Raw genomic sequence first — 26712 nt, forward strand, 5'->3', positions numbered from 1 at the left:
GGTGCGATCCTGGATCCCGTATGTCTACTTCCTTCGCCGCCCTCCAGTCCGTCCTGGCCGAGGTCTCGCTGCGGGACTCCCACCGGCTCGGCCGCCGTCTCGAAGGCGCCCGCCGCATCCGCAAGCCCGAGGCCCGCGCGGCCGTCCTGGACGAGATCGCCGTCGAGGCGGCCAAGGCCAAGGAGCGCGTCGACGGGCGCGCCTCCCGCGTGCCCCCGGTCACGTATCCCGAGCAGCTGCCCGTCTCGCAGAAGAAGGACGAGATCCTGGAGGCGATACGCGACCACCAGGTCGTGATCGTCGCCGGTGAGACGGGCTCCGGAAAGACCACCCAGATCCCGAAGATCTGTCTGGAGCTGGGCCGGGGCGTCCGGGGCATGATCGGGCACACCCAGCCCCGCCGGATCGCCGCCCGCACGGTCGCCGAGCGCGTCGCGGAGGAGCTGCGGACCCCCCTCGGGGAGGCCGTCGGCTGGAAGGTCCGCTTCACCGACCAGGTGAACCCCGACGCGACCTTCGTGAAGCTGATGACGGACGGCATCCTGCTCGCCGAGATCCAGACGGACCGCGAGCTGCGCGCCTACGACACGATCATCATCGACGAGGCCCACGAGCGGTCCCTCAACATCGACTTCCTGCTCGGCTATCTGGCCCAGCTGCTGCCGAAGCGCCCCGACCTCAAGGTCGTGATCACCTCGGCGACGATCGACCCGGAGCGCTTCTCCCGCCACTTCGGCGACGCCCCGATCGTCGAGGTCAGCGGGCGTACGTATCCGGTCGAGGTCCGCTACCGGCCGCTCCTGGAGGAGGACTCCGAGGAGTCCGACCGGGACCAGATCACCGCCATCTGCGACGCCGTCGACGAGCTCCAGAAGGAGGGTCCGGGCGACGTCCTGGTCTTCCTCTCCGGCGAGCGCGAGATCCGCGACACGGCGGACGCGCTGATCAAGAAGAAACTCTTCAACACGGAGATCCTGCCGCTGTACGCCCGGCTCTCCCACGCCGAGCAGCACCGGGTCTTCCAGGCGCACTCCGGCCGCCGGGTCGTCCTCGCGACGAACGTCGCGGAGACCTCGCTGACCGTCCCCGGCATCAAGTACGTGATCGATCCGGGCACCGCCCGCATCTCCCGCTACTCGCACCGGACCAAGGTGCAGCGGCTGCCGATCGAGCCCGTCAGCCAGGCCAGCGCCAACCAGCGCAAGGGCCGCTGCGGCCGTACGAGCGACGGCATCTGCATCCGTCTGTACTCCGAGGACGACTTCCTCACCCGTCCGGAGTTCACGGACGCGGAGATCCTCCGTACGAACCTGGCCTCCGTCATCCTGCAGATGACCGCGGCCGGCCTCGGCGACATCGAGAAGTTCCCCTTCATCGACCCGCCGGACCACCGGAACATCCGGGACGGCGTGCAGCTCCTCCAGGAGCTCGGCGCGATCGACCCGACGGAGAAGGACCCGAAGAAGCGGCTGACGCAGCAGGGCCGGAAGCTCTCGCAGCTGCCCGTGGACCCGCGGCTCGCCCGGATGGTCCTGGAGGCCGACAAGAACGGCTGCGTCCGCGAGGTCATGGTGATCGCGGCGGCGCTCTCCATCCAGGACCCGCGCGAGCGGCCGTCCGAGAAGCAGGCGCAGGCCGACCAGCAGCACGCCCGGTTCAAGGACGAGACGAGCGACTTCCTCGCCTTCCTCAACCTGTGGCGCTACGTCCGCGAGCAGCAGAAGGAGCGCGGTTCCAGCTCCTTCCGCCGGATGTGCAAGCAGGAGTACCTGAACTTCCTGCGCATCCGCGAGTGGCAGGACATCTACAGCCAGCTGCGCACGGTCGCCAAGCAGATGGGCATCCACCTCAACGAGGAGGACGCGCCCGAGCAGTCCGTGCACGTCTCCCTCCTCTCGGGCCTGCTCTCCCACGTCGGCCTGAAGGACGTGAAGGAGTCCAAGGACGGCGCGAAGGACGGCTCCCGCCGCGAGGGCGGCCGGGGCGAGTACCTGGGTGCCCGCAACGCCAAGTTCGCGATCTTCCCCGGCTCCGCGCTCTTCAAGAAGCCCCCGCGTTTCGTGATGTCCGCCGAGCTGGTGGAGACCTCGCGGCTCTGGGCCCGGGTCAACGCCCGGATCGAGCCCGAGTGGATCGAGCCGCTCGCGCAGCACCTGGTGAAGAAGACGTACAGCGAGCCGCACTGGGAGAAGGACCAGGCGGCCGTGATGGCCTTCGAGAAGGTGACGCTGTACGGCGTGCCGATCGTCGCCGACCGCAAGGTGAACTACGGGCGGATCGACCCGGAGGTCTCCCGCGACCTGTTCATCCGGAACGCGCTCGTCGAGGGCGACTGGCGCACCCACCACAAGTTCTTCGCGGACAACCGCAAGCTCCTCACCGAGGTCGAGGAGCTGGAGCACCGGGCCCGGCGGCGGGACATCCTCGTCGACGACGAGACGCTCTTCGACTTCTACGACAAGCGCGTCCCCGAACACGTCGTGTCCGGAGCCCACTTCGACTCCTGGTGGAAGCACAAGCGCCACGAGGAGCCGGAGTTCCTCGACTTCGAGCGCGAGATGCTCATCAACGAGAAGGCGGGGGCGGTCACCAAGGACGACTACCCGGACTCCTGGCGCCAGGGCGCGCTGAAGTTCCGGGTGACGTACCAGTTCGAGCCGGGTGCGGACGCGGACGGCGTGACCGTCCACGTGCCGCTCCAGGTGCTCAACCAGGTGACGGACGAGGGCTTCGAGTGGCAGATCCCCGGTCTGCGCGCGGAGGTCGTCACGGAGCTGATCCGTTCCCTGCCGAAGCCGATCCGCCGCCACTACGTCCCGGCGCCGAACTTCGCGACCCGCTTCCTGGACTCCGTGGTCCCCGTCCAGGAGCCGCTGACGGGCGCGCTCGCCCGGGAGCTCCAGCGGATGGTCGGCGTCCCGGTCACGGCCGAGGACTTCGACTGGGCGAAGGTTCCCGAGCACCTCAAGGTGACCTTCCGGATCGTCGACGAGCGGCGCCGGAAGCTGGCCGAGGACAAGGACCTGGAGACGCTGCGGCTGAAGCTGCGTCCCAAGGCCCGTCAGGCGCTCTCCAAGGCCGCCGCGGCGGTCACGGGCGGCCCGGACGGCTCCGGGCCCTCCCTGGAGCGCACGGGCCTCAAGGACTGGACGATCGGGACGCTCACGAAGGTCTTCGAGACCAAGCGGGGCGGCCAGCCGGTCAAGGCGTTCCCGGCGCTGGTCGACGAGGGCGACTCGGTGGCCGTGCGGCTCTTCGACTCGGAGGCCGAGCAGGCACAGGCGATGTGGCGGGGCACTCGGAAGCTGATCATGCTGAACATCCCGGTGAACCCGGCGAAGTTCGCCTCGGACAAGCTGACCAACCAGCAGAAGCTGGCCCTGTCGTCGAACCCGCACGGCTCGATCCAGGCCCTCTTCGACGACTGCGCCACCGCCGCGGCCGACAAGCTGATCGCGGACCACGGCGGCCCGGCCTGGGACGAGGAGTCCTTCCGCAAGCTGTACGACAGGGTCCGCGCGGACCTGGTCGACACGACGGTGCGGACGGTGGGCCAGGTCCAGCAGATCCTGGCGGCCTGGCAGGCGTGCGAGCGCCGGCTGAAGTCGACGAACAGCCTGGCCCTGATCAGCAACCTGACCGACGTGAAGGCGCAGCTCGCCTGGCTGATGCCGGCCGGCTTCGTCACCCGTACGGGCCTGAAGCGGCTCCCGGACCTGATGCGCTATCTGGTGGCGGTGGACCGGCGGCTCCAGCAGATGCCCACCGGGGTCCAGCGGGACACCACCCGGATGGAGAAGGTCCAGGAGATGCAGGACGAGTACGCCTGGCTGCTCGAACAGCTCCCGAAGGGCCGCCCGGTGCCGTCCGAGGTCACCGACATCCGGTGGATGATCGAGGAGCTGCGGGTGAGCTACTTCGCGCACGCCCTGGGCACCGCGTACCCGGTCTCGGACAAGCGGATCGTGAAGGCGATCGACGCGGCGGCCCCGTAGGAGAGAGCTCGCCGTGGGTGAGTTCGACCAGACCCCCTGACCTGCTGTACAGTCTGTCTCGCAGCCGCTTACGAGGCGCTGTGAGCAAGGCTCTGTGGAGCAGTTGGTTAGCTCGCCACCCTGTCAAGGTGGAGGTCGCGGGTTCAAGTCCCGTCAGAGTCGCTTTCCATGAAGGCCCGCATCGTGAGATGCGGGCCTTTGTTGTGTTCCCGTGTCTTGACGGGGCCGTGAGCCCGCCGGTACCCCGGACTTCAGGGAATCGGGGGCCCACACCGGAGGTGGTCGCGCATGGCCGCGGCGTCCGCAGCACGGCACGACACCCGCGCGCTGCTGCGCGCCCATCTGGCGGCCGCTTCGCGGTACGGACACCTCACCCGCCACTGCGTGGTCTGCCATCGCCTCCTGAGGCTCGCCATGGAGGTCCCGGAGGCCGAGGAGCCGGCGGACGCGACGGAGGACGAAAGTCCCACCGACCCATGACCAACGGCGGGTTGGGAGCGATCCCGGAGGTGGCAGGCTGTTCCTTGGCAAGACTTCCCCAGTGTGACGGGTGTCACTGAAACCGTTTCAGAAACGACCACACTTACACCCTCCCTACACCGGCCCGATTTAATATGTGCAATTGCACCACTGTCCGCAGGGTGGCGCGGGACACAAAAAAGATCGCGCTGGACCCGGCGGAGTCCAGCGCGATCGTTGACGAAGACCTGTTGGGGCAGGAGTCCGTCGGCAGTACTTAGGGGTGGGCGACCGGATTGGGGGATCCGGACGGGCCCGGTGTTACGGGGTGTTGCAGGGTTCTGCAGGTTTCTGCGCGACCTCAGGCCTCGCTGCGCTGCTGCGGAATACCCGCCAGCAGCGCGCGAACCTCGGCCTCGCGGTACCGGCGGTGCCCACCCAGGGTGCGGATGGACGTGAGCTTGCCGGCCTTCGCCCAACGGGTCACCGTCTTCGGGTCCACGCGGAACATCGTGGCAACCTCGGCAGGGGTCAGCAGCGGCTCGGCATCAGGGGTGCGAGCGGTCATGAGCGGCCTCCTCGGGAGAACCGAACCAATCTCGGTTCTTTCCTCTAAATTCTGCACCTTGACCCGCGTTGCCCGAAATGGCAGAAGCGGGCCGAGTCGGTTATAGGACGAACGGCTTGTCCTCGGCACTACAACTACACCATCCGTCCAGCCACGTCGGCCAAACCGATGGAATTGCCCTCGCAGGTGTTCATCAGCGGCGGAAGTCGATGGACCATGCCATAACGGACAGTCACGCCACTGTGACGATCAGTCACAGAGCGATCAGGAGTCCTCAGACCCCCCATAGAGTGCAATGCTGAGCGTTCCGCCCGTACTTGGGCGGAAGGAACCCTCCCCGGACTCCTTGTCCTATTTTGGCACGAGGGTGGGTGATGGGCGCAAGGGTGCGTTACGTGCTGTCCGTCACGCTTGAGCCAAAGGCCCGGATCGGGACCAACGTCCTCGCCCATCGGTGCGAAAGACCCAGCCACCCGACCCACGGTGAACCGGCCACCGAGCCCTCAAGATCATTTACACCGGTCGGACATGTCTTGTCGATACCGACCTGACGAATCTGTCCGACTGATGTCAGTTCGCGCAACGCAGATCCCTGACCGTCCGCCAGCGCTCCGCCAGCCGCCCGTACGCCTCGCTCGCCGCCTCGCCGTCCCCGTCCCGCAGTGCGGCGATCCCCTCCGCCATCTGAGCCGCCGACCGGTCCTCCGCCAGCCACCGGGCCGGCACCGCGTGCACCAGTCCGCCGAAGTCCAGCTCCACGAGCGCCCGCGGATGGAACTCCTCCAGCCAGCGCCCCACCTCGACCAGCCCCTCCGTCATCGGACCGTCGTCGATCGACTCCCGCAGCGCCTTCAGCGCCCGCGCGAGGCGCCGCCGCGCCTGCGCCATCGTCGTCCGGTAGCGCAGCACCGGCGCCCGGCCCTCCTTCGCGTCCCCCGGCTCGTACTCCCGCTCCTCGTCCCCGAAGAGCGCGAACCAGCGCAGCGGCACCTGCCAGACCCCCGTACGGATCCACGGGCGCGCGTCCGGGTTCCGCGCGGACCACCGCTCGTGGTCGCTCGCCACCTGGGCGCGCACCACCGGCGGCAGCATCGCGTCGAGGACCGCCGCCGGGTACGGGCCGGCCACCAGCTCCTCCAGGGCCAGCCAGCCGCGCAGCCGGGTCCGCCACGGGCAGATCACCACCACCCCGTCCAGGTGCGCGACGAAGGCCTCCCCGCTCTCGTGGACCGGCACCGGCACCGGGGGCGTCGGCAGCAGGTCCGCGAGCGAGCGGCGCAGCTCCTCCTGGGCGCCCGGGGTGTCCGGCCGGCGCGCGTACCGGGCCCAGTGGGACCGCTCCGGCTCGGGGAACGCGGCCAGCGGCTCGTACACCCGCAGATAGGACGCGTAGGGAACGGGGACCGTGGGGGCGACCGACATGTCGCAAATCCTTCCACGGAGGTACTCCGGGAGGGGGTGATCCTCAGCACTGCGGCCGATCTACGCCCAGGTAGGACTTACCCTCTTGCCGAACTGGTCCTCCCCCACCCGTAGGGAGGGCCGCAACCGCCGCTTCGTACTTGGGAGTCACCACCGTGACCGATGTGACCGGCGTTCCTGCTGACGTACTGCACACTCTGTTCCACTCGGAGCAGGGTGGCCACGAGCAAGTCGTGCTCTGCCAGGACCGCGCCACCGGCCTCAAGGCCGTCATCGCCCTCCACTCCACCGCCCTGGGCCCCGCCCTCGGCGGCACCCGTTTCTACCCGTACGCCACCGAGGCCGAGGCGATCGCCGACGCGCTCAACCTCGCCCGCGGCATGTCGTACAAGAACGCCATGGCCGGTCTCGACCACGGCGGCGGCAAGGCCGTCATCATCGGCGACCCGGAGCAGATCAAGAGCGAGGAGCTCCTCCTCGCCTACGGCCGCTTCGTCGCCTCCCTCGGCGGCCGGTACGTCACGGCCTGCGACGTCGGCACCTACGTCGCCGACATGGACGTCGTCGCCCGCACCAACCGGTGGACCACCGGCCGCTCCCCCGAGAACGGCGGCGCCGGCGACTCCTCCGTCCTCACCGCCTTCGGCGTCTTCCAGGGCATGCGCGCCGCCGCGCAGACCCTCTGGGGCGACCCGACCCTGCGCGGCCGCAAGGTCGGCGTCGCGGGCGTCGGCAAGGTCGGGCACTACCTCGTCGAGCACCTCCTGGAGGACGGCGCCGAGGTCGTCATCACCGATGTGCGCGAGGAGTCGGTGCGCCGGATCACCGACAAGCACCCGCAGGTCACCGTGGTCGCCGACACCGACGCCCTGATCCGCGTCGAGGGCCTCGACATCTACGCGCCCTGCGCGCTGGGCGGCGCCCTGAACGACGACACCGTGCCGGTCCTCACCGCCGCCATCGTCTGCGGCGCGGCCAACAACCAGCTCGCCCACCCCGGCGTCGAGAAGGACCTCGCGGACCGCGGCATCCTCTACGCGCCCGACTACGTGGTCAACGCCGGCGGCGTGATCCAGGTCGCCGACGAGCTGCACGGCTTCGACTTCGACCGCTGCAAGGCCAAGGCGACGAAGATCTTCGACACCACCCTGGAGATCTTCGCACGTGCGAAGGCGGACGGCATTCCGCCGGCCGCGGCCGCCGACCGGATCGCCGAGCAGCGGATGGCGGACGCCCGCCGCGGCTGATCCCCGCGCCCGGTCGTACGGAGGGCCGGCCCGCCGCCGGAGAGACTTCGCTCACGCCCCTCGGCGGGTCGGCCCTCAAGAAGAGGTTAAAATCGCGATTGACCAGCGAGGAAAGGGCACCTCGAAGGTTCTGTACCGGGGTATGTGATGCGCGCGGCGTACCGTAGACCCACGGAAACAGGTACCGTTGAAGCCCTACGGACCGGTCTCTCTACCGAGAGTCCGTTCCGAATCATGAACGCGTGTCAAGACTCTGGGGCCGACGAGCCCCGTCACCGAGGGGGTCGAGCCATGGGGCGCGGCCGGGCAAAGGCCAAGCAGACCAAGGTCGCCCGCCAGCTGAAGTACAGCAGCGGCGGGACAGACCTGACGCGTCTGGCCAATGAGCTGGGCGCTTCGACTTCGAACCAGCCGCCGAATGGCGAGCCGTTCGAGGACGACGACGAGGAAGACGACCCGTACGCCCAGTACGCGGATCTCTATAACGAGGACGACGAGGACGAGGACGACGAGTCCGGTCCGAGCTCGTCCCCGCGTCGCGCTTGACCTTCTGAATCACCGAAACCCGGACCGGGGTCACCCGGCCGGGTTTCTGTGCTGCCCGCACGGCGGATCGCACGGCTGCCCGCACGGCTGCCCGCACGCCGGTCCCGGCGGGGGCGGATACGCCGACGGGGCGCCCCACAGGAGCGCCCCGCCTCGTACAGCTCGCGACTACTTGGCGTAGTCCCCGACCAGCTCCGCGCCGGTGGTGTGCGCCCCGCGCTCGGTGATCTCGCCCGCGACCCAGGACTCGACCCCGCGGTCCTCCAGGGTCGCCAGGGCCACGTCCACGGACTCGGCCGGCACGACGGCCATCATGCCGACGCCCATGTTCAGGGTCTTCTCCAGCTCCAGGCGCTCCACCTGACCGGCCTTGCCGACCAGGTCGAAGATCGCGCCCGGCGCCCAGGTCGAACGGTCGACCGTGGCGTGCAGGCCGTCCGGGATCACCCGCGCCAGGTTGGCGGCGAGACCGCCTCCCGTGATGTGGCTGAAGGCGTGGACGTCCGTGGTCCGGGTGAGGGCCAGGCAGTCCAGCGAGTAGATCTTCGTGGGCTCCAGGAGCTCCTCGCCGAGCGTCCGGCCGAGCTCCTCGACCCGCTGGTCGAGGGTCATGCCGGCGCGGTCGAAGACCACGTGCCGGACGAGCGAGTACCCGTTGGAGTGAAGGCCCGAGGACGCCATGGCGATGACCGCGTCCCCCGTACGGATGCGGTCCGCGCCGAGCAGCCGGTCGTGCTCCACGACACCCGTGCCCGCGCCGGCGACGTCGAAGTCGTCCGGGCCGAGGAGGCCCGGGTGCTCGGCCGTCTCGCCGCCGACCAGGGCGCAGCCGGCGAGGACACAGCCCTCGGCGATGCCCTTGACGATGGCGGCGACCCGCTCGGGGTGGACCTTGCCGACGCAGATGTAGTCGGTCATGAAGAGCGGCTCGGCGCCGCAGACGACGATGTCGTCCATGACCATCGCGACCAGGTCGTGGCCGATCGTGTCGTACACGCCCATCTGGCGGGCGATGTCGACCTTCGTGCCGACTCCGTCGGTCGCCGAGGCGAGCAGCGGACGCTCGTAGCGCTTGAGGGCGGAGGCGTCGAAGAGGCCGGCGAAGCCGCCGAGGCCGCCGAGGACCTCGGGGCGCTGCGTCTTCTTCACCCACTCCTTCATGAGCTCGACGGCGCGGTCGCCCGCTTCGATGTCGACGCCCGCGCTCGCGTAGCTGGCACCGGTGGTCTCAGGCATGGCTGGGAACTTTCGTGTCGTACTGCGGGGTTGCAGCGGGGTCTTACGGGCGACGGAGGGCGTCGGAGGCCGCGGTGGCGGCCGGGCCGGCGGCCAGCTCGGTCTCCAGGAGCTGCTTGCCGAGCAGCTCGGGGTCCGGCAGCTCCATCGGGTACTCGCCGTCGAAGCAGGCACGGCAGAGGTTCGGCTTCTGGATCGTGGTCGCCTCGATCATCCCCTCCAGGGAGATGTACGAGAGCGAGTCCGCGCCCAGCGACTTGCCGATCTCGTCGACCGACATCCCGTTGGCGATCAGCTCCGCACGGGTCGCGAAGTCGATGCCGAAGAAGCAGGGCCACTTGACCGGCGGCGAGGAGATCCGGATGTGGACCTCGGCCGCACCGGCCTCGCGGAGCATCCGGACCAGGGCGCGCTGGGTGTTGCCGCGGACGATCGAGTCGTCGACGACCACGAGCTTCTTCCCCTTGATGACTTCCTTGAGGGGGTTCAGCTTCAGCCGGATGCCCAGCTGGCGGATGGTCTGGGAGGGCTGGATGAAGGTGCGCCCGACGTAGGCGTTCTTCACCAGGCCGGCGCCGAAGGGGATCCCCGAGGCCTCGGCGTAGCCGATGGCGGCCGGGGTGCCGGACTCCGGCGTCGCTATCACCAGGTCGGCCTCGACCGGCGCCTCCTTCGCGAGGCGGCGGCCCATCTCCACGCGGGAGAGGTACACGTTCCGGCCGGCGATGTCGGTGTCGGGACGGGCCAGGTACACGTACTCGAAGACACAGCCCTTGGGCTTCGCTTCCGCGAATCGCGAGGTGCGGATGCCGTTCTCGTCGATCGCGATCATCTCGCCCGGCTCGACCTCGCGGACGTAGCTGGCGCCGCAGATGTCGAGGGCGGCGGACTCGGAGGCGACCACCCAGCCGCGCTCCAGACGGCCGAGGACCAGCGGGCGGATGCCCTGCGGGTCACGGGCCGCGTAGAGCGTGTGCTCGTCCATGAAGACGAGGGAGAAGGCGCCCCGGACGTCGGGGAGGACCTTCGCGGCGGCCTGCTCGATGGTGAGCGGCGTACCGTCCTCGTCCACCTGGGCGGCGAGGAGCGCCGTGAGGAGGTCCGTGTCGTTGGTGGCCGCCACACGAGTGGAGCGGCCTTCCTTCTTGGGCAGGTCGGCGACCATCTCGGCGAGCTGCGCCGTGTTCACCAGGTTGCCGTTGTGGCCGAGCGCGATGGAGCCGTGGGCGGTTGCCCGGAACGTCGGCTGCGCGTTCTCCCACACGGAAGCCCCGGTGGTCGAGTAGCGGGCGTGACCGACCGCGATATGACCCTGGAGGGAACCGAGAGAAGTCTCGTCGAAGACCTGGGAGACAAGTCCCATGTCCTTGAAGACGAGGATCTGGGAGCCGTTGCTTACCGCGATTCCCGCGGATTCCTGACCCCGATGCTGGAGGGCGTAGAGCCCGAAGTACGTGAGCTTTGCGACCTCTTCACCCGGAGCCCAGACACCGAAGACGCCACAAGCGTCCTGGGGGCCTTTCTCACCGGGGAGCAGATCGTGATTGAGTCGACCGTCTCCGCGTGGCACGTTTCCGAGTGTAGACGGGCTCGACCACTGGTCCGAATTGAGGAAAAGCGGGGGTGCCCGCACTCGTGCGATCGCACCAATTGATCGATTGCGGCTTGGAGGGGCCCACGAAGCAGGCGGGGTAAGGGATTCCGGCCACCCGGGCCCGGCGAGCGGACGCTCGTACCAGGCCCCGGGTGGTCCCGCGATGTGACGGACGCCGCAATCGACGTCCGCTCAGCGGGCGGCCGCGGTCGCCGTGAGGCCCTCGCCGGAGGCGTCGGTGAGCGTGAGCGTTCGGTGGTTCAGCCGATAGGTGAGCGGCCCGTCGAGGAGCTCGTACAGCTCCGTCTCCAGCCGCATCTGCGGGCTCGTGCACATCATCCGGGTCGTCGCCGCCGGGCCCTCGACGGTGAGCGTCCGGGCCTTCTCGTCGACGCGGGCCGTCGCGGAGAAGTTGTTGCAGCCGAGATTTCCGGTGACCCGGCCGTCGGCGCCGAGGACGAGTCGCGCCTTGTCCCCGCTGCCGGCGGGCAGCGAGGACACCGTCTTCCCCGACACCAGCCCGTCGACCTTCCAGGTGGTGCCGCGCAGCGGCACGGCCGGCTCGGCCGTCAGCTCCAGGCCGTTCCGGCCGTCGGCCGAGGCCAGCCGCAGGCCGTCGCCCTTGAGCGTCCCCTTCAGCGGACCCGAGAAGGCCTTGAGGAGATCCTTCTCGAAACGCTGCCGGTCGGCGGGACAGCCGATCTCGGTGACCTCGTCCGGGGAGACGGTGAGGGTGTCCCCCTTCAGCACCACGCCGGCACCGAAGGTGTTGCAGCCGGTGTTCCCGCGGGCGCGGCCGTCCTCCCCGAAGTCGACGCGCGCCCCGCCGGGCGCGGCGGACCTGCGGCCGTCGACGGTGACGGCCTCGACCGTCCAGTGCGTGCCCGTGACCGGCAGGTCCGGGGAGACGCTGTCCGCGCCGCCGGAACCGGTGCCTCCCTCCGTACCGCAGGCGGTCAGCAGAAGGAGGGGGACCAGGACGACGAGTGCGCGTGGCTTCGGCATGCCGGTGGGACGGAGCAGCCCGTCGTACGGTTCCGGGCTCAGGCCATCAGAGGGAGCAGACCGCTCAGGTCCGCGCGCTCGCCGCTCGCGCTGACGCGCGCCCCGTCCAGCTCCCCCGCCCACTCCGCACGGCCCGTCGCGAGCCGGATCCAGGTCAGCGGGTCCGTCTCCACCACGTTGGGCGGGGTGCCCCGGGTGTGCCGGGGGCCCTCCACGCACTGCACCACCGCGAACGGCGGGATCCGCACCTCGACCGCCCCGCCGGGGGCCTTCACCGCGAGGGCGTCGGCGAGCAGGCGGGTGCAGGCGGCGAGGGCCTGGCGGTCGAAGGGGATCTCCAGACCGGCCGCCCGGTTCAGGTCGTCGGTGTGGACGACGAGTTCGACGGCGCGGGTGACGAGGAAGTCGCCCAGGCGCATGGGCCCGATCCACAGGTCGAGCACGCGGTCGTCGCCGTGCGCGGCCAGCGCCTCCGCGAGCCGGGCGCCGGCCCGCTCGTACAGCTCCGCGACGGGCGCCCCGGCGAACGTCTCCCGTGCCGCGTCGGCGATCTTCCCGGCCAGCGCGACCGTGGTGAAGGGCCAGTCGTGCGGGAGCAGCCTTCCCTCGGCCGCGGGCGGCCGGTCGAGCCCGCGGGCCAGCGAGTCCGCGATCCACGCGACGTGCCCGGCGAGATCGGCGACGGTCCACTCCCCCAGGTGCGTCGGACGGGCCAGCTGGTCCGGCGTGAGACCGCGCACGGCCTCGGCGACGTTCCCGAACTGGGCCAGGACGGCCGCCCGGGTCTTCGCGGAGTCGTAACTGCGGGCGCGCTTCTTGGCAGGTGGCATGGGCAGAGGCTAGCCCCGAGACTGGAGAGGACGGGAGCCGACATCGCAGCGAGAGCAGGCGACGGGACCATGACCCATCACGAGCACCCCCACGCGGCCCTGGTGCGCCGGGGCTACGAAGCGTTCAGCAGCGGTGACATGGAGACGCTGGCCGACATGATGACCAGCGACTGCACCCAGCACGTGCCCGGCGAGAGCCAGATCTCCGGGCACTACAAGGGGCGGGACAACATCCTCGGCGGCTACTACCGGAAGCTCGGCGAGCTGAGCGGCGGCACCATGCGCGTCGAGCTCAAGGGCGTCTACGTGGACGGCCGCGGCCACGCCATCAGCACGCACCGCTTCTTCGCCGAGCGCGGCAACATCGGCATCGAGATGGACGGCGGACTGTTCTTCACGCTCGTCGGCGACAAGGTCTCCGACATCGACGAGTGCGTCACCGACATCGTGGAGACGGACTCCTTCTGGGGTCAGGCCGCCGCCGGGTAGGCGTCCGCGGGCACGTCGAACGTCTCCCCGTTCCCCGGCACGCCGACCCCCCGCCAGGTGAACGGAACGCCCCGGGCCGTGTCCAGGTCCGGGCCGTCCATCAGCTGGAAGTGCACGTGCGGCTCGGAGGAGTTGCCCGAGTTCCCGCACCGGGCCGGCTCCTGGCCCGCGACGACCCGGTCGCCGGCCCGGACGGCCGGCGAGCCGCGGCTGAGGTGGTCGCGCTGACCGTCCTCCACGTGCACGACAGTCCCGTCGGCGACCGCGAGGAGCGGCGCGCCGAAGGCGGGAAGTCCTCGCTCCGGCGGACCACAGGCCACAGGCCACAGGCCACAGCCGGGCGAACGACGGGCGGGGACGGGCCTCGTCCTCCCGCACGATGTCATCACCGTGCAAGCGGGAACGCGAAAGCCCCCGCCCGGACCCGAAGGTCCGGACGGGGGCTCTGGGCTCCGGGTCAGGCCAGCAGGCCCGGGATCGTCGCCTCGTGCGCCTCGCGCAGCTCCGTGAGGGTGAGCGCGAACTCGCCCTGCACGTCGACGGAGTCCCCGTCGACGACACCGATCCGCGTCGCCGGCAGACCCCGCGCACCGCACATGTCGGTGAAGCGGAGCTCCTCGCTGCGCGGGACGGCGACGACCGCACGGCCGGCCGACTCGCTGAAGAGGAACGTGAACGCGTCCAGGCCCTCCGGGACGACCAGGCGCGCGCCGTTCCCGCCCCGCAGGCAGGACTCGACGACCGCCTGCACGAGACCGCCGTCGGACAGGTCGTGCGCCGCGTCGACCATGCCGTCGCGGGACGCCGAGATCAGGATCTCGCCGAGCAGCTTCTCCCGGTCGAGGTCCACGGCCGGCGGCATGCCGCCGAGGTGCTGGTGGATCACCTCGGACCAGGCCGAACCGCCGAACTCCTCCTTGGTGTCGCCGAGCAGGTAGAGGAGCTGGCCCTCTTCCGCGAAGGCGATGGGGGTGCGGCGGTTGACGTCGTCGATCACACCGAGGACGGCCACGACGGGCGTCGGGTGGATGGCGACCTCACCGGTCTGGTTGTACAGCGACACGTTGCCGCCGGTGACCGGGGTGCCCAGCTGCAGGCAGCCGTCCGCGAGACCACGGGTGGCCTCCGCGAACTGCCACATCACGGCCGGGTCCTCGGGCGAACCGAAGTTCAGGCAGTCCGAGATCGCGAGCGGCTTCGCACCGGAGGCGGCGACGTTGCGGTACGCCTCCGCCAGTGCCAGCTGCGCGCCCGTGTACGGGTCGAGCTTCGCGTACCGGCCGTTGCCGTCGGTCGCCATGGCCACGCCGAGGTTGGTCTCCTCGTCGATACGGACCATGCCGGCGTCCTCGGGCTGCGCCAGGACCGTGTTGCCCTGCACGAACCGGTCGTACTGGTCCGTGATCCAGGACTTCGAGGCCTGGTTCGGGGAGGAGACGAGCTTCAGGACCTGGTCCTTCAGCTCGGCGCCGTCCTGCGGCCGGGGCAGCTTGCCGGCGTCGTCGGCCTGGAGCGCGTCCTGCCAGTCCGGGCGCGCGAACGGCCGGTGGTAGGTCGGGCCCTCGTGGGCGACGGAGCGCGGCGGCACGTCGACGATCTGCTCGCCGTGCCAGAAGATCTCCAGGCGCTCGCCCTCGGTCACCTCACCGATGACGGTGGCGATGACGTCCCACTTCTCGCAGATCTCCAGGAAGCGGTCGACGTGCTGCGGCTCGACGATCGCGCACATGCGCTCCTGCGACTCGCTCATGAGGATCTCCTCCGGCGAGAGCGTGGCGTCACGCAGGTGGACCTTCTCGAGGTCGACGTGCATGCCGCCGGAGCCCGCGGAGGCCAGCTCGGACGTGGCGCAGGAGAGCCCGGCGCCGCCGAGGTCCTGGATGCCCGCGACGAGCTTCTCCTTGAAGATCTCCAGGGTGCACTCGATGAGGAGCTTCTCCTGGAAGGGGTCGCCGACCTGGACGGCGGGGCGCTTGGTGGGCTTGGTGTCGTCGAAGGTCTCGGACGCGAGGACCGAGACGCCGCCGATGCCGTCGCCACCCGTGCGGGCGCCGTACAGGATGACCTTGTTGCCGGGGCCGGAGGCCTTGGCGAGGTGGATGTCCTCGTGCTTCATCACGCCGATGCAGCCGGCGTTGACCAGCGGGTTGCCCTGGTAGCAGGAGTCGAAGACGACCTCGCCGCCGATGTTCGGCAGGCCCAGGCAGTTGCCGTAGCCGCCGATGCCGGCGACGACACCGGGCAGCACGCGCTTGGTGTCGGGGTGGTCGGCCGCGCCGAAGCGCAGCGGGTCGACGACCGCGACCGGGCGGGCACCCATGGCGAGGATGTCGCGGACGATGCCGCCGACGCCGGTGGCCGCGCCCTGGTAGGGCTCGATGTACGAGGGGTGGTTGTGCGACTCGACCTTGAAGGTGACCGCGTACCCCTGGCCGACGTCGACGACGCCCGCGTTCTCACCGATGCCGACGAGCATGGCGTCGTTCTCGGGGGTCTTCTCACCGAACTGCTTCAGGTGGACCTTGCTGCTCTTGTAGGAGCAGTGCTCGGACCACATGACGGAGTACATGGCGAGCTCGGCGCCGGTGGGACGGCGGCCGAGGATCTCGCGGATGCGCGCGTACTCGTCCTCCTTGAGGCCGAGCTCCTTCCAGGGCTGCTCGCTGTCCGGCGTCTCGCTCGCGTGCTTGACGGTGTCGAGGCTCATCAGGCGTTGACCAGCTTCTTGAGGATCGAGGTGAAGAAACCGAGGCCGTCCGTCTTGCCGGTGCCGATCAGCGGCTCGACGGCGTGCTCCGGGTGCGGCATGAGGCCGACCACGTTGCCCGCGGCGTTGGTGATGCCCGCGATGTCACGCAGCGAGCCGTTGGGGTTGACGTCGAGGTAGCGGAAGGCGACCCGCCCCTCGGCCTCCAGCTCGTCGAGCACGCGCTCGTCGGCGACGTACCGGCCGTCCATGTTCTTGAGCGGGACCTCGATCTCCTGGCCCTCGGTGTAGTCCGAGGTCCAGGCGGTCTCCGCGTTCTCCACCCGCAGCTTCTGGTCGCGGCAGATGAAGTGGAGGTGGTTGTTGCGCAGCATCGCGCCCGGCAGCAGATGGGCCTCGGTGAGGATCTGGAAGCCGTTGCAGATACCGAGGACGGGCATGCCCGCCTTCGCCTGCTCGATGATCGTCTCCATCACCGGCGAGAAGCGGGAGATGGCTCCGGCCCGCAGGTAGTCGCCGTAGGAGAAACCGCCGGCCAGGACCACGGCGTCGACCTGCTTGAGGTCCTTGTCGCGGTGCCAGAGCGACACGGGTTCGGCGCCCGCGAGGCGGGCGGCACGCAGCGCGTCCTGGTCGTCGAGCGTTCCGGGGAACGTGACGACGCCGATGCGTGCGGTCACGACTCCACCTTCACGATGAAGTCTTCGATCACGGTGTTGGCAAGGAAGGTTTCGGCCATCTCATGGATGCGGGCGAGGGCGGCCTCGTCGACCGGTCCCTCCACCTCCAGCTCGAAACGCTTCCCCTGACGGACGTCGGCGATTCCGGCGAATCCCAGGCGGGGCAGTGCACGCTGCACCGCCTGCCCCTGAGGGTCGAGGATCTCCGGCTTGAGCATGACGTCGACTACGACGCGTGCCACTGGCACTCCCGGTGGTGTGTTGCGTGGGCGGTTCCCTCAGCGTACCTGTCTCCAAATTCTACGCGGGTAGAGATCTGAAGGATCCTACAAAAGCCCGGTTCAGGACGGCGTGCGCCACACGAACACCCTCCACACGCCGGGCACGCACTCCCCGCAAAATTCGAGTGAAATATTGCGGACCACATTGCGCCGGGACACGCTGAAACAATTGACAGGGCTTCACAATGCGCCGCCTGCCGCTGTACAAAGGAATCCAGAAGAAAGCAGCATTGTCCCGGCACAGCCGTACGGTCGGCATCGTCGCACGTCAGGGGCGCCACAAGCGCCCTCCCGGCCTCGGCGGCCGCAGGAAAGGACCGATATCCGTGGCTCAGCGTGTGGTGGTCACTCTCTCCGACGACATCGACGGCGGAGAAGCGGCTGAAACGGTCGCGTTCGGCCTCGACGGGAAGATGTACGAGATCGACCTGAATGCTGCCAATGCAAAGAAACTCCGCAAGGCCCTCGCGCCCTACCTCGCCGCGGGCCGCAAGCTGCCGGCCCGCGCGGCGGCAGGCCGGAGCGCCCCGGCCGCCTCGTACACGCACACCGCCCTCGCCCCCGACCCGGCGGCCGTCCGCGCCTGGGCCCAGTCCAACAAGATGGACGTGCCGGCCCGCGGCCGGATCCCGAAGCGCGTCTACGAGGCGTTCCGCGCGGCGAGCTGACCAGGGGCCATGGGGGGGCGGCACCCAGGCCCGGGTCCGAGCCCGAGTCCGACCGCGGCCCCGAGGGCGGGTCCGCACTCCGGTCCGCGCCTCGGACCGAGCCGATTTGCATTGCACCCCCCATGATCCGCTAGAGTCTGAATCACGCCGAGGGGCGAGGCCGAAAAGCCGAGTCCCCAGCAGCGTGCGGGTGTAGTTCAGTAGCAGAACAGCCCCCTTCCAGGGGGAAGGCGCAGTGTGCGATCCCTGTCACCCGCTCTGCGAGAAACGCGTTACCGACCACTCCGGTGGATCAGGTAGAGTGGTGCTCGCACCGAGCGGCGCAAGCCGACCGGTAGCAATGCGGACGTGGCTCAGTTGGTAGAGCATCACCTTGCCAAGGTGAGGGTCGCGAGTTCGAATCTCGTCGTCCGCTCAGGGAGTACGAAGGCCCCGGTTCTCAGGAACCGGGGCCTTCGTCGTGTCTCCGGACGGTGTGAAGGGCCCCACACGGCGGTGTGTCACGAGCACCCCGGACGTTGGGTATAGTTAGCAGCGCGCTACGGCGCATGCGGACGTGGCTCAGTTGGTAGAGCATCACCTTGCCAAGGTGAGGGTCGCGAGTTCGAATCTCGTCGTCCGCTCCATGAAGAAGCCCCCGGTCGAATCGACCGGGGGCTTTCTCGTGTCCTAGGACCAGGCGTTCCCGGTCAGCAGCTCGTACGCCTCGATGTACTTGGCGCGGGTCTTCTCCACGACCTCCGTCGGCAGGGCCGGCGGCGGCTGCTCGCTCTTGCGGTCCCAGCCGGAGGCCGGGGAGGTCAGCCAGTTCCGCACGATCTGCTTGTCGTACGAGGGCTGGGCGCGGCCCGGCTCCCATTCCGCGGCCGGCCAGAAGCGCGAGGAGTCCGGAGTGAGGACCTCGTCGGCGAGGACGAGCGTCTCGCCCTCGAAGCCGAACTCGAACTTCGTGTCGGCGAGGATGATGCCCCGGTCGCGGGCGATGTCCCGGGCCCGGCCGTACACGGCGAGGGTCGTCTGGCGCAGCAGCGCGGCCGTCTCGGCGCCGACCTGACGGGCGACCTCCTCGTACGAGACGTTCTCGTCGTGGTCGCCGACCGCGGCCTTGGTGGCCGGGGTGAAGATCGGGGCGGGCAGCTCGGAGCCGTCGGTCAGCCCCTCGGGGAGCGCGAGGCCGCAGACCGTGCGGGACTCGTCGTACTCCAGCAGGCCGGAGCCGGTGAGGTAGCCGCGGGCGACGCACTCGACCGGGACCATGGCGAGCGACTTGCAGATCAGCGTGCGGCCCGCCCAGTCGGCGGGGGCACCGGCCGGCAGCTCGGTGGAGAGCACGTGGTTCGGGACCAGGTCGGAGAGCCGGTCGAACCACCACAGGGAGAGCTGGGTGAGGACCCGGCCCTTGTCGGGAATCTCGGTGGGCAGCACCCAGTCGTAGGCCGACATACGGTCGCTCGCCACCATGACGAGGTCACCGGCCTCGTTCCGGTACAGGTCGCGGACCTTGCCCGTGTGGAGATGGGTGAGGCCCGGGACCTGGACGGGCTCGGGCTTTTCTACGAATCCGGACACGGTTCCTCCGCGTAGGTTGATCCAGGAGCGTGTCCGATTCTCTCGCACATCCGGGCGGATCCCGCCGCCAGGCCCTGTGACCCCCCGCTCAGTCCCTCTTGCAGATCCGGTCGAGGAGGTTCGCGGTGGCGCGCTGGACCCGGGCGTCGACATGGCCCGGCCGGTCCAGCGCCGGGGACCAGGCGAACGTGCCGGACGCGAAGACCCACGCCCCGGACGGGGCCCGGTAGAGACTCGTCTCCTGGTGGCGCAGGGCGCCCTCGCTGTCCCGGTACGGCGAGTGGGAGAGCAGGATGCGGCCCTGGTGCTCGGGCAGCGCGGTGCGCGGGAAGTAGCGGTCCGCCTCGCCCGCGACCAGGCCCGGGAGCTCGTCGCCGTCACCCGCGCCGGTGGCCTCCCAGAGCCAGTGGTCGGCGTTCCGCACGACCAGCGGGTGCGGTTCGGGAACCCGGCCCGCGTACTGGATGCCGAGGAGCTGCTGCTCGGGCCGGTCGACCTCTCGCCACAGCGCCGGGCGGCCGGGGCCGCGCCGCTTGCGGCAGGTGAGGAGGCGGTCCGGCACCCCGGACGGCGAAGGCCCCAGCTCCACCTGCCAGTACATGGTGTTGGCGGAGAGGAAGACGAGCGAGGTGCCCTGGTCGCGCGCGAGTTCGGCGGTCCGGCGCATCGGCGCCGACCAGTACTCGTCGTGGCCCGGGAAGACCAGCCCCCGGTAGCGGCTCGGGTCGACCCGGCCGGCGTGCAGATCGCGGGTCTCGGCGTACGCCAGGTCGTAGCCGTAGCGCTCGGCCCAGCGGATGAAGTCGTAGGCGTGGCCGACGTGCAGGGGCAGTCCCGCGCCCGCGTACGGGCGGTCGAAGGAGACGGTGACGGCCGCCTCCTCCTCGCCGAGCAGCCGGCCCTCCTCGTCCCAGGCGTGATAGAGGCTGGCGCCGGTGTGGCCGTCCTCCGGGTAGAGGTTGTACGCCTGCCAGGTCACGTCCGGGAGGACGAGCAGCAGATCCGCCGGGTGGTTGTCGCGGACCGTGAAGGGGATGTGCGAGCGATAGCCGTCGGCGGTGGTGAGGACGGCGACGTACGCGCCGATCGACCAGTACGTCGGGACCTGCAGCCGCCAGGACTGCCACCAGTGGTGACAGGAGACCGTGCGGTCGGCGGTGAGCGGGGCCGGCTGGACGATCCCGGAGAGGCGCGGGCTGGTGGTGATCTTCGCGGCGCCGTCGCCGCCGTAGTGCCCGATCCGGTAGACGTCGACCGAGAACTGCTGCGGCGGGTCCACGGTGACGTGGAAGTCGATCGACTCGCCCGGCGCCACGGCCCCGTCGGACGCGAAGCCCTTGATCTGGCGCCGGACGTCGTCGGCCGTGCGGGGGCCGCCGCTGCCGCCCCGGGCCAGGATCTCGTCCGCGTACCAGGGGACCATCTGACCGGTGTCGTCGAAGTAGTTCTCCGAGCCCCGCAGCCAGGGCAGCGGGCCCTGGCCGAAGGGATCGGAGACGGCGTGCGCGAGCGCACCCGACTCCCACCGTCTGATCTGCTCCGCCCCCATGTGCGCCCCTCCCTCGACTCCCCCGGTCGGCCGGTCAGTGCCTCTGGTTCGTGCCTGTAGGTCGTGCCTGCGTTGCGTGCCTCTGTCAGTGGCGGTCTCCAGCACATCACATAACGCACGCACTCCGTCACCGTTCGTCGTGAATTGGCGAGAGTGGAAGCCGAGGCTCCGGCACTGTGCCGGTCCGGCAGGCCCTCAGACCAGGCGTACGGGCTTCTCCGGGCGCACCCCGGTACGGGTGAGCCAGACCCGCAGGGGCTCCGGGTCGCCGTCCTCGACGAGGGCGAGGACACGGGGACCGAGGTCCGCCGCGCGCTCACCGCCGACGAGCAGGGCCGGCCCGTCGAGCCAGTCGAGGCCCGGGGCGGCCTCCGCGGTGTCCACGGCCGCACAGCAGACCATCGCGGTCACATGGTCCGCGAGCAGGTCACGGCCGGTACGGGGCGGCTGCAGCGGGAACAGCGGCAGGGGCCCGTCGGGGCCGCTCACGGCCACGGGGGGCGTGGTCTTCCGGCCCTTCTCGGAGGCACGGGCGGTCTCGGCCGCCGCGGCGACCCTGGCCTCCCGGGCCGCCTCCTCCCGCGCGAGAAGCGCGCTGAGCGCTCCGGCGAGCGCCTCGGCTGCGGGGTTGACCGGATCGTCGTCGCCCTCGTCGTAGGCGGAGGGATCGAGGCCGGCGTCAGCGTCGGGGTCCGGCTGCGGGGCGGGGCCGGGATCGGCGTCGGGGTCCGGCTGCGGGGCGGGGCCGGGATCGGCGTCGAGGCCCGGCTGCGGGGCGGGGTCGGCGTCGGCGGTGGTGTCGGTGGTGGAGGCCTGGTCGGGATCGGGATCGAGATCGGGGTCCGTGGTGACCGTGGGCCCGGGCTGCCGGGTCGTCAGGTGGGCCATCACCCGGGTCAGGGTCGGGCCGGCCGCGTCGGTGGCCCGGCCGCCGGTGCCCTCGGCCACGCCCAGGACGTCGAGGACCTGGTGCAGGCGGGCCGCGTCGGTGCGCCACTTCCGGTCGACGACCTCCTCCGGGTACTGGCTCCACTCCACCGGGGCCCAGTCGGGACCGGGATCGGCCGGTCCGCCGTGGAAGAGACGCGCGGCGAGCAGCGAGGTGGCCTCGTCGACGGCGCCGGGCTCCTCCAGGAGGTCACAGGCGGGGCGCTCGCCGAGCCGGGACGAGAAGCCCTCCGCGAGGCGGTCCCGGCGGGACAGTTCGGTCAGGGCGGAGACCACGCCCGCGTCGAGCTTGGCGGGCCAGCGGCCCATGCGCCAGGCCGGCAGCGCGACCCGGGTGAGCAGGCGGTCCCAGCCCGCGTAGGCGAGGCCGACCTGCTCCTGGGCGACGATCCGTACGCCGTAGTCCACGGCCTGGGCGCGCTCCGAGCCGGCGGCGGCGACCCCGCGCTCCATCTCTGCGGCATGGCCGCGACAGGCGCGCAGCAGCACGCGGGCGACCTGTCCGACACCGTGGGCGCCGAGCCGGCGGAGCGGGTCGAGGCCGGGCACCCCGGGCACGGCCACGGCCGCGTCCAGGCCGCGGACGAAGCGGCGCGCGGCGGCTATGTCGGGATGGGCGGCCGGTCCCGTACCGGCGACGACGGGGGCGAGGACGGCCCGCAGCTCGCCGACGCGCATCCACCACAGGAAGGGCGAGCCTATGACCAGGACCGGGGCGCCGTCGCCGCCGGACGTCCGGTGAAGGCGATGGGCGCGGTGGGTGCGGTCCTCCAGCCAGCTGTCGCAGTCCGGCGTGAGGGCTATCGCGGCGGGCGCCGGGACACCGAGCCGGTCGGCCAGGTCGCGGACGAGCCGGTACAGATCGGGGGCGGCGGTCTCGGCGAGCTGCACCGTCGGGGTGGCCGCCGGACGGGCCCGGGCGACCACGAGGGCGACGGCCGCGGCGGCGAGCAGGACGAGGACGGCGAGGACGGTCACGACCCAGCGGGCCGTGTCCCAGGCCGCTCCGGTGAAGTGGCCGGTGACCCCGCCCGCGTACAGGACGACGGCCACCGCGGCGGGGAGCACCGCGAGGCCCAGTGCCCTGCCGCGGACGCGGAGGACGGCGAGGGCCCGGGAGCGCGCGGCGCGCGCACCCCACTCCTCGCCGACAACGGAACCGGTACCGGACACGCCGTTCATCACCCCCTCCTGCCCTCGACGGGACTGCCTGTGGCGGTGTTGCTCACTCCCCCACTGTGGCACCCGCCAGTGACATCGCAATGCCGGTGGGCCAAGTGCCGGAATGCCTTCGCCGCACCCTAGTTGGGGCTTTGGCGGGAGTCATCCGTATGGCCGAGCCGTCACTCGATGGAATGGCTTTGGGTAAAGGTGATGGCGCACTTGTGGCCGTGTGGTTCACAGCTTCCGCACCACACGGCCACAAGAGGAGTCCGGAGAATCCGGTGAAAACAAGAGGAATCAGGCCTCGGCGGCCTTCCGCGCGATGTCCGTACGGTGCTGCGAACCGTCAAGGCGGATGCGGCCGACCGCCGCGTACGCACGCTCGCGGGCCTGCGCCAGGTCCGTTCCGGTGGCGGTGACCGAGAGGACGCGGCCACCCGCGCTCACGACCGCGTCGCCGTCCCGCTTCGTCCCGGCGTGGAGCACGTACGCGTGCGGGGCGTCCTGCTCCGCGACCTCGGCGAGGCCCTCGATCGGGTCGCCCGTACGCGGGGTGTCCGGGTAGTTGTGGGACGCGACGACCACGGTGACGGCGGCCTCGTCGCTCCAGCTCAGCGGCGCCTGGTCGTCCAGGGTGCCGTTGGCGGAGTTCAGCAGGACGCCCGCGAGCGGGGTCTTCAGACGGGCCAGCACGACCTGGGTCTCGGGGTCGCCGAAGCGCGCGTTGAACTCGATGACCCGCACACCGCGGCTGGTGATCGCCAGACCCGCGTACAGCAGTCCGGAGAACGGCGTGCCGCGGCGGCGCAGCTCGTCGACCGTCGGCTGCAGGACGGTCTCCAGGACCTCCTCGACCAGCTTCGGGTCGGCCCAGGGCAGCGGCGAGTAGGCGCCCATGCCGCCGGTGTTGGGGCCCTCGTCGCCGTCGAGTGCGCGCTTGAAGTCCTGCGCGGGCTTCAGCGGGAGGACGGTCGTGCCGTCGGTGATCGCGAAGAGGGAGACCTCGGGGCCGTCCAGGTACTCCTCGATGACCACCCGGTCGCAGGCGAGCGCGTGCGCCCGGGCCGCCTCGACGTCCTCGGTGACGACGACGCCCTTGCCCGCGGCGAGACCGTCGTCCTTGACCACGTACGGAGCGCCGAAGGCGTCGAGCGCCTCGTCGATCTCGGCCGGGGTCGTGCAGACGTAGCTGCGGGCGGTGGGGACCCCGGCGCCGGCCATGACGTCCTTGGCGAAGGCCTTGGAGCCCTCCAGCTGGGCCGCCTCACGCGACGGGCCGAAGACGGGGATGCCGGCCGCACGGACGGCGTCGGCGACACCGGCGACGAGCGGGGCCTCCGGGCCGACGACGACCAGCTCGGCGCCCAGCTCGGTGGCGAGCGCGGCGACGGCCGCGCCGTCCAGCTGGTCGACGGGGTGCAGCTCGGCGACCTCCGCGATTCCGGCGTTGCCGGGCGCGCAGTGCAGAGCGGTGACGTCGGGATCGAGGGAGAGAGAGCGGCACAGGGCGTGTTCGCGGGCGCCGCCGCCGATGACGAGGACCTTCACGCCTGCCAGGGTAGCCCGCGGGACGGGATGCCCCTTGTGCGGGCCACCGAGCGAGACGCCCCTACTCGTTCGTGTATTCCTCCACAACCGTGGCTCCCAGCTCCCGCACGATCAGGTCGTGCCCGGAGAGGGCCGAGTCGACGAGGTCCGGATCGTCCTCCTCCGGCACGTCGTCCTCGGGCGCCACCGGCTGCGGCGCCGGCGGCGTGTACGCGGGAGCGGGCGCGGGCGGCGGGGCCTGCTGGAAGGCGGGCGCCGGAGCGGACTGCGCCTGTGCGGGAGCGGGGGGCGGGGTCTGCTGGAAGGCGGGCGCGGCGGGCCGGCCGCCGCCTCCACCGCCACCGCCGAAGCCTCCGGTGCCGCCGGAACCTCCGAAGCCGGTGGCGGCGGGCGGGGGCGACGCGCCGCCCGAGGGATCGATGATCGCCTCGATCTTCCAGTTCACGTTGAACTGCTCGGCGAGGGCCTGCTTGAGGACCTCCTCGCTGCCGCTGCTCGCGAAGTTGTCCCGGGCACCGGCGTTGAGGAAGCCGAGCTGGAGCGTCGTGCCGTCGAACCCGGCCACCTGGGCGTTCTGACTGAGCAGGATCCAGGTGAAACGCCGCCGGTTCTTCACGGCGTCGAGGATCTGCGGCCACAGGTTCCGCACCTGGGCCGTGTCCCCACCGGCCGAAGCCGGAGCGGGAGCCTGCGGCGCGGGCTGCGCCTGTACGGGCGCGGGGGCCGGGGCGGCGGGCGCCGCGGGCGCGGACGCGCCGGGCCAGGCGCCGGGGGCACCGCCACCGGGGGTGGCGGCACCCGGCCAGGCACCGGGCCGGGACGCGGCGGGCTGCTCCTGCACCGGAGCGGGAGCGGGCTGCTGCGGGGCCGCGTGCGGCTGGGGCGCGGGGGCGGGCTGCTGGACGGGGGCGTGCTGCTGGGCAGGCGGGGGCGGGGCCATCGGCGTGTGGGCCTCGGGCCCGGGCACGTACCCCATGGCGGGCGCCGGGGGTCCCGGCGTGAAGACGGGCGCGGGCGCGGCGGCCGCGCCGCGCTCCAGCCGGTCGAGGCGCGCCTGGACGGAGCGCTCGTCGTCGAAGGCGGCGGGCAGCAGCACGCGCGCGCAGATCAGCTCCAGCTGGAGCCGCGGCGAGGTGGCGCCGCGCATCTCGGTCAGTCCGGTGTTCACGAGATCGGCCGCCCGGCTGAGCTCGGCGGCCCCGAACACCGACGCCTGCGCCTGCATGCGCTCGATGACGTCGACGGGGGCGTCGATGAGCCCCTTCTCGGCGGCGTCGGGCACGGCGGCGAGGATCACGAGGTCCCGCAGCCGCTCCAGCAGATCGGCGACGAACCGGCGCGGGTCGTTGCCGCCCTCGATGACCCGGTCGACGACCTCGAACGCGGCGGCGCCGTCCCCGGCCGCGAACGCGTCGACGACGGAGTCGAGCAGGGACCCGTCCGTATAACCGAGGAGGGAGGTCGCCATGGCATACGTCACACCGTCGTCGGCGGCGCCGGCGAGCAGCTGGTCCATCACGGACATCGAGTCACGCACGGATCCGGCGCCGGCGCGGACGACCAGCGGCAGCACGCCGTCCTCGACGGGGATGCCCTCGTGCCCGCAGACCTCGCCGAGATAGTCCCGGAGCGTCCCCGGCGGCACGAGCCGGAAGGGGTAGTGGTGGGTCCGGGACCGGATGGTCCCGATGACCTTCTCGGGCTCGGTCGTCGCGAAGATGAACTTGAGGTGCTCCGGCGGCTCCTCGACCACCTTCAGGAGGGCGTTGAAGCCCGCCGAGGTGACCATGTGGGCCTCGTCGATGATGTAGATCTTGTACCGGCTGGACGCGGGCCCGAAGAAGGCCTTCTCCCGCAGGTCACGGGCGTCGTCCACACCACCGTGCGAAGCGGCGTCGATCTCGATGACGTCGATCGACCCCGGCCCGTTCCGCGCGAGGTCCCGGCAGGACTGGCACTCGCCGCAGGGCGTCGGCGTCGGCCCCTGCTCACAGTTCAGGCACCGGGCGAGGATGCGCGCGCTGGTCGTCTTTCCGCACCCGCGCGGCCCGCTGAACAGGTACGCGTGATTGACCCGGTTGTTCCGCAGGGCCTGCTGCAACGGGTCGGTGACATGCTCCTGCCCGATGACCTCGGCGAAGGACTCGGGGCGATAGCGGCGGTACAGCGCGAGAGACGACACGTGTACGAGGTTATAGGCGCCCACC

At 70.9% G+C, this 26712-nt stretch carries 21 protein-coding genes and 4 tRNA genes; 10 read left to right on the plus strand and 15 right to left on the minus strand.

Going from position 1 to position 26712, the window contains the following annotated elements; translation table 11 throughout:
- Window positions 1-20: 20 nt before the first annotated feature.
- The 3 genes from hrpA to IE237_RS27380 all read left to right on the plus strand — a co-directional run bounded on the left by hrpA (window position 21) and on the right by IE237_RS27380 (window position 4475).
- Window positions 21-3995: an ATP-dependent RNA helicase HrpA gene (gene hrpA / locus IE237_RS27370; protein WP_189804793.1), complete on the plus strand. Its 3975-nt coding sequence runs from the start codon at window positions 21-23 to the stop codon at window positions 3993-3995.
- A gap of 88 nt (window positions 3996-4083) precedes the next feature.
- Window positions 4084-4157, plus strand: a tRNA-Asp gene (locus tag IE237_RS27375).
- Between the two features lie 126 nt (window positions 4158-4283).
- A complete protein-coding gene (locus tag IE237_RS27380) occupies window positions 4284-4475 on the plus strand; it encodes a DUF6274 family protein (RefSeq protein WP_189804794.1) in 192 nt (63 codons plus the stop codon).
- Between the two features lie 340 nt (window positions 4476-4815).
- Here IE237_RS27380 and bldC read toward each other — a convergent pair whose 3' ends face one another.
- Both bldC and IE237_RS27390 read right to left on the minus strand, forming a co-directional pair.
- Complete coding sequence (gene bldC, locus IE237_RS27385) at window positions 4816-5022, minus strand: developmental transcriptional regulator BldC (protein WP_003949541.1); 207 nt, start codon at window positions 5020-5022, stop codon at window positions 4816-4818.
- 570 nt (window positions 5023-5592) lie between these two features.
- On the minus strand, window positions 5593-6444 hold the full coding sequence (locus IE237_RS27390) for a DUF8083 family protein (RefSeq protein ID WP_189804795.1): 852 nt from the start codon (window positions 6442-6444) through the stop codon (window positions 5593-5595).
- Window positions 6445-6599: 155 nt separating this feature from the next.
- Between IE237_RS27390 and IE237_RS27395 the strand changes: the two genes are divergently transcribed.
- Window positions 6600-7691 carry a Leu/Phe/Val dehydrogenase gene (locus IE237_RS27395; protein ID WP_189804796.1) on the plus strand — a complete coding sequence of 364 codons (1092 nt, stop codon included), beginning with the start codon at window positions 6600-6602 and terminating at the stop codon, window positions 7689-7691.
- Window positions 7692-7982: 291 nt separating this feature from the next.
- On the plus strand, window positions 7983-8237 hold the full coding sequence (locus IE237_RS27400; protein ID WP_189804797.1) for a DUF3073 domain-containing protein: 255 nt from the start codon (window positions 7983-7985) through the stop codon (window positions 8235-8237).
- Between the two features lie 168 nt (window positions 8238-8405).
- Here the strand turns inward: IE237_RS27400 and purM are convergent, their stop codons facing one another.
- From purM to IE237_RS27420, 4 genes are all read right to left on the minus strand, one after another.
- Window positions 8406-9473 carry a phosphoribosylformylglycinamidine cyclo-ligase gene (gene purM / locus IE237_RS27405; protein WP_189804798.1) on the minus strand — a complete coding sequence of 356 codons (1068 nt, stop codon included), beginning with the start codon at window positions 9471-9473 and terminating at the stop codon, window positions 8406-8408.
- A 43-nt stretch (window positions 9474-9516) separates the two neighbouring features.
- On the minus strand, window positions 9517-11043 hold the full coding sequence (gene purF, locus IE237_RS27410; RefSeq protein WP_189804799.1) for an amidophosphoribosyltransferase: 1527 nt from the start codon (window positions 11041-11043) through the stop codon (window positions 9517-9519).
- A 216-nt stretch (window positions 11044-11259) separates the two neighbouring features.
- Window positions 11260-12072 (minus strand): META domain-containing protein, encoded by an 813-nt coding sequence (locus IE237_RS27415; protein WP_189804800.1) that lies wholly within the window; start codon window positions 12070-12072, stop codon window positions 11260-11262.
- A 38-nt stretch (window positions 12073-12110) separates the two neighbouring features.
- A complete protein-coding gene (locus tag IE237_RS27420) occupies window positions 12111-12902 on the minus strand; it encodes a maleylpyruvate isomerase family mycothiol-dependent enzyme (RefSeq protein ID WP_189804801.1) in 792 nt (263 codons plus the stop codon).
- 69 nt (window positions 12903-12971) lie between these two features.
- Here IE237_RS27420 and IE237_RS27425 point away from each other — a divergent pair, with 69 nt between their 5' ends.
- Window positions 12972-13391, plus strand: coding sequence for a nuclear transport factor 2 family protein (locus IE237_RS27425; RefSeq protein ID WP_189804802.1), 420 nt, complete (start codon window positions 12972-12974; stop codon window positions 13389-13391).
- Here IE237_RS27425 and IE237_RS27430 read toward each other — a convergent pair.
- The 4 genes from IE237_RS27430 to purS form a co-directional block, all read right to left on the minus strand.
- Window positions 13373-13711: a M23 family metallopeptidase gene (locus tag IE237_RS27430; RefSeq protein ID WP_370468289.1), complete on the minus strand. Its 339-nt coding sequence runs from the start codon at window positions 13709-13711 to the stop codon at window positions 13373-13375. The two genes, IE237_RS27425 and IE237_RS27430, sit on opposite strands and share 19 nt — an antisense overlap.
- A 137-nt stretch (window positions 13712-13848) precedes the next feature.
- Window positions 13849-16098, minus strand: a complete 2250-nt coding sequence (gene purL, locus IE237_RS27435; protein ID WP_189804803.1) for a phosphoribosylformylglycinamidine synthase subunit PurL — start codon at window positions 16096-16098, stop codon at window positions 13849-13851.
- The gene (purQ, locus tag IE237_RS27440) at window positions 16098-16778 is read right to left on the minus strand and encodes a phosphoribosylformylglycinamidine synthase subunit PurQ (RefSeq protein WP_030496512.1); all 681 of its coding nucleotides are present in this window, start codon (window positions 16776-16778) and stop codon (window positions 16098-16100) included. Before purQ ends, purL begins: the two co-directional genes overlap by 1 nt.
- Window positions 16775-17020: a phosphoribosylformylglycinamidine synthase subunit PurS gene (gene purS / locus IE237_RS27445; RefSeq protein WP_030221400.1), complete on the minus strand. Its 246-nt coding sequence runs from the start codon at window positions 17018-17020 to the stop codon at window positions 16775-16777. Before purS ends, purQ begins: the two co-directional genes overlap by 4 nt.
- 365 nt (window positions 17021-17385) lie before the next feature.
- On the opposite strand from purS, the gene IE237_RS27450 reads away from it, so the two are divergent.
- The 4 genes from IE237_RS27450 to IE237_RS27465 all read left to right on the plus strand — a co-directional run bounded on the left by IE237_RS27450 (window position 17386) and on the right by IE237_RS27465 (window position 18353).
- A complete protein-coding gene (locus tag IE237_RS27450) occupies window positions 17386-17727 on the plus strand; it encodes a histone-like nucleoid-structuring protein Lsr2 (protein WP_189804804.1) in 342 nt (113 codons plus the stop codon).
- Between the two features lie 186 nt (window positions 17728-17913).
- Window positions 17914-17985: transfer RNA gene (locus IE237_RS27455), tRNA-Gly, on the plus strand.
- A gap of 84 nt (window positions 17986-18069) precedes the next feature.
- Window positions 18070-18142 (plus strand) — tRNA-Gly (locus IE237_RS27460).
- Between the two features lie 135 nt (window positions 18143-18277).
- Window positions 18278-18353 (plus strand) — tRNA-Gly (locus IE237_RS27465).
- 43 nt (window positions 18354-18396) lie between these two features.
- On the opposite strand, the gene IE237_RS27470 is transcribed toward IE237_RS27465, so the two are convergent.
- The 5 genes from IE237_RS27470 to IE237_RS27490 all read right to left on the minus strand — a co-directional run bounded on the left by IE237_RS27470 (window position 18397) and on the right by IE237_RS27490 (window position 26687).
- A complete protein-coding gene (locus IE237_RS27470) occupies window positions 18397-19296 on the minus strand; it encodes a phosphoribosylaminoimidazolesuccinocarboxamide synthase (protein WP_189804805.1) in 900 nt (299 codons plus the stop codon).
- A gap of 88 nt (window positions 19297-19384) precedes the next feature.
- A complete protein-coding gene (locus IE237_RS27475; RefSeq protein WP_189804806.1) occupies window positions 19385-20845 on the minus strand; it encodes a N,N-dimethylformamidase beta subunit family domain-containing protein in 1461 nt (486 codons plus the stop codon).
- Window positions 20846-21040: 195 nt separating this feature from the next.
- Window positions 21041-22975: a hypothetical protein gene (locus IE237_RS27480; RefSeq protein WP_189804807.1), complete on the minus strand. Its 1935-nt coding sequence runs from the start codon at window positions 22973-22975 to the stop codon at window positions 21041-21043.
- 279 nt (window positions 22976-23254) lie between these two features.
- Window positions 23255-24505 carry a phosphoribosylamine--glycine ligase gene (purD, locus tag IE237_RS27485; protein ID WP_189804808.1) on the minus strand — a complete coding sequence of 417 codons (1251 nt, stop codon included), beginning with the start codon at window positions 24503-24505 and terminating at the stop codon, window positions 23255-23257.
- Between the two features lie 61 nt (window positions 24506-24566).
- On the minus strand, window positions 24567-26687 hold the full coding sequence (locus tag IE237_RS27490; protein ID WP_189804809.1) for a DNA polymerase III subunit gamma and tau: 2121 nt from the start codon (window positions 26685-26687) through the stop codon (window positions 24567-24569).
- Window positions 26688-26712: the final 25 nt, after the last annotated feature.

Origin of the sequence: Streptomyces tanashiensis (genome assembly GCF_014648895.1) — a bacterium.
GTDB classification, from domain to species: Bacteria; Actinomycetota; Actinomycetes; order Streptomycetales; family Streptomycetaceae; genus Streptomyces; species Streptomyces tanashiensis.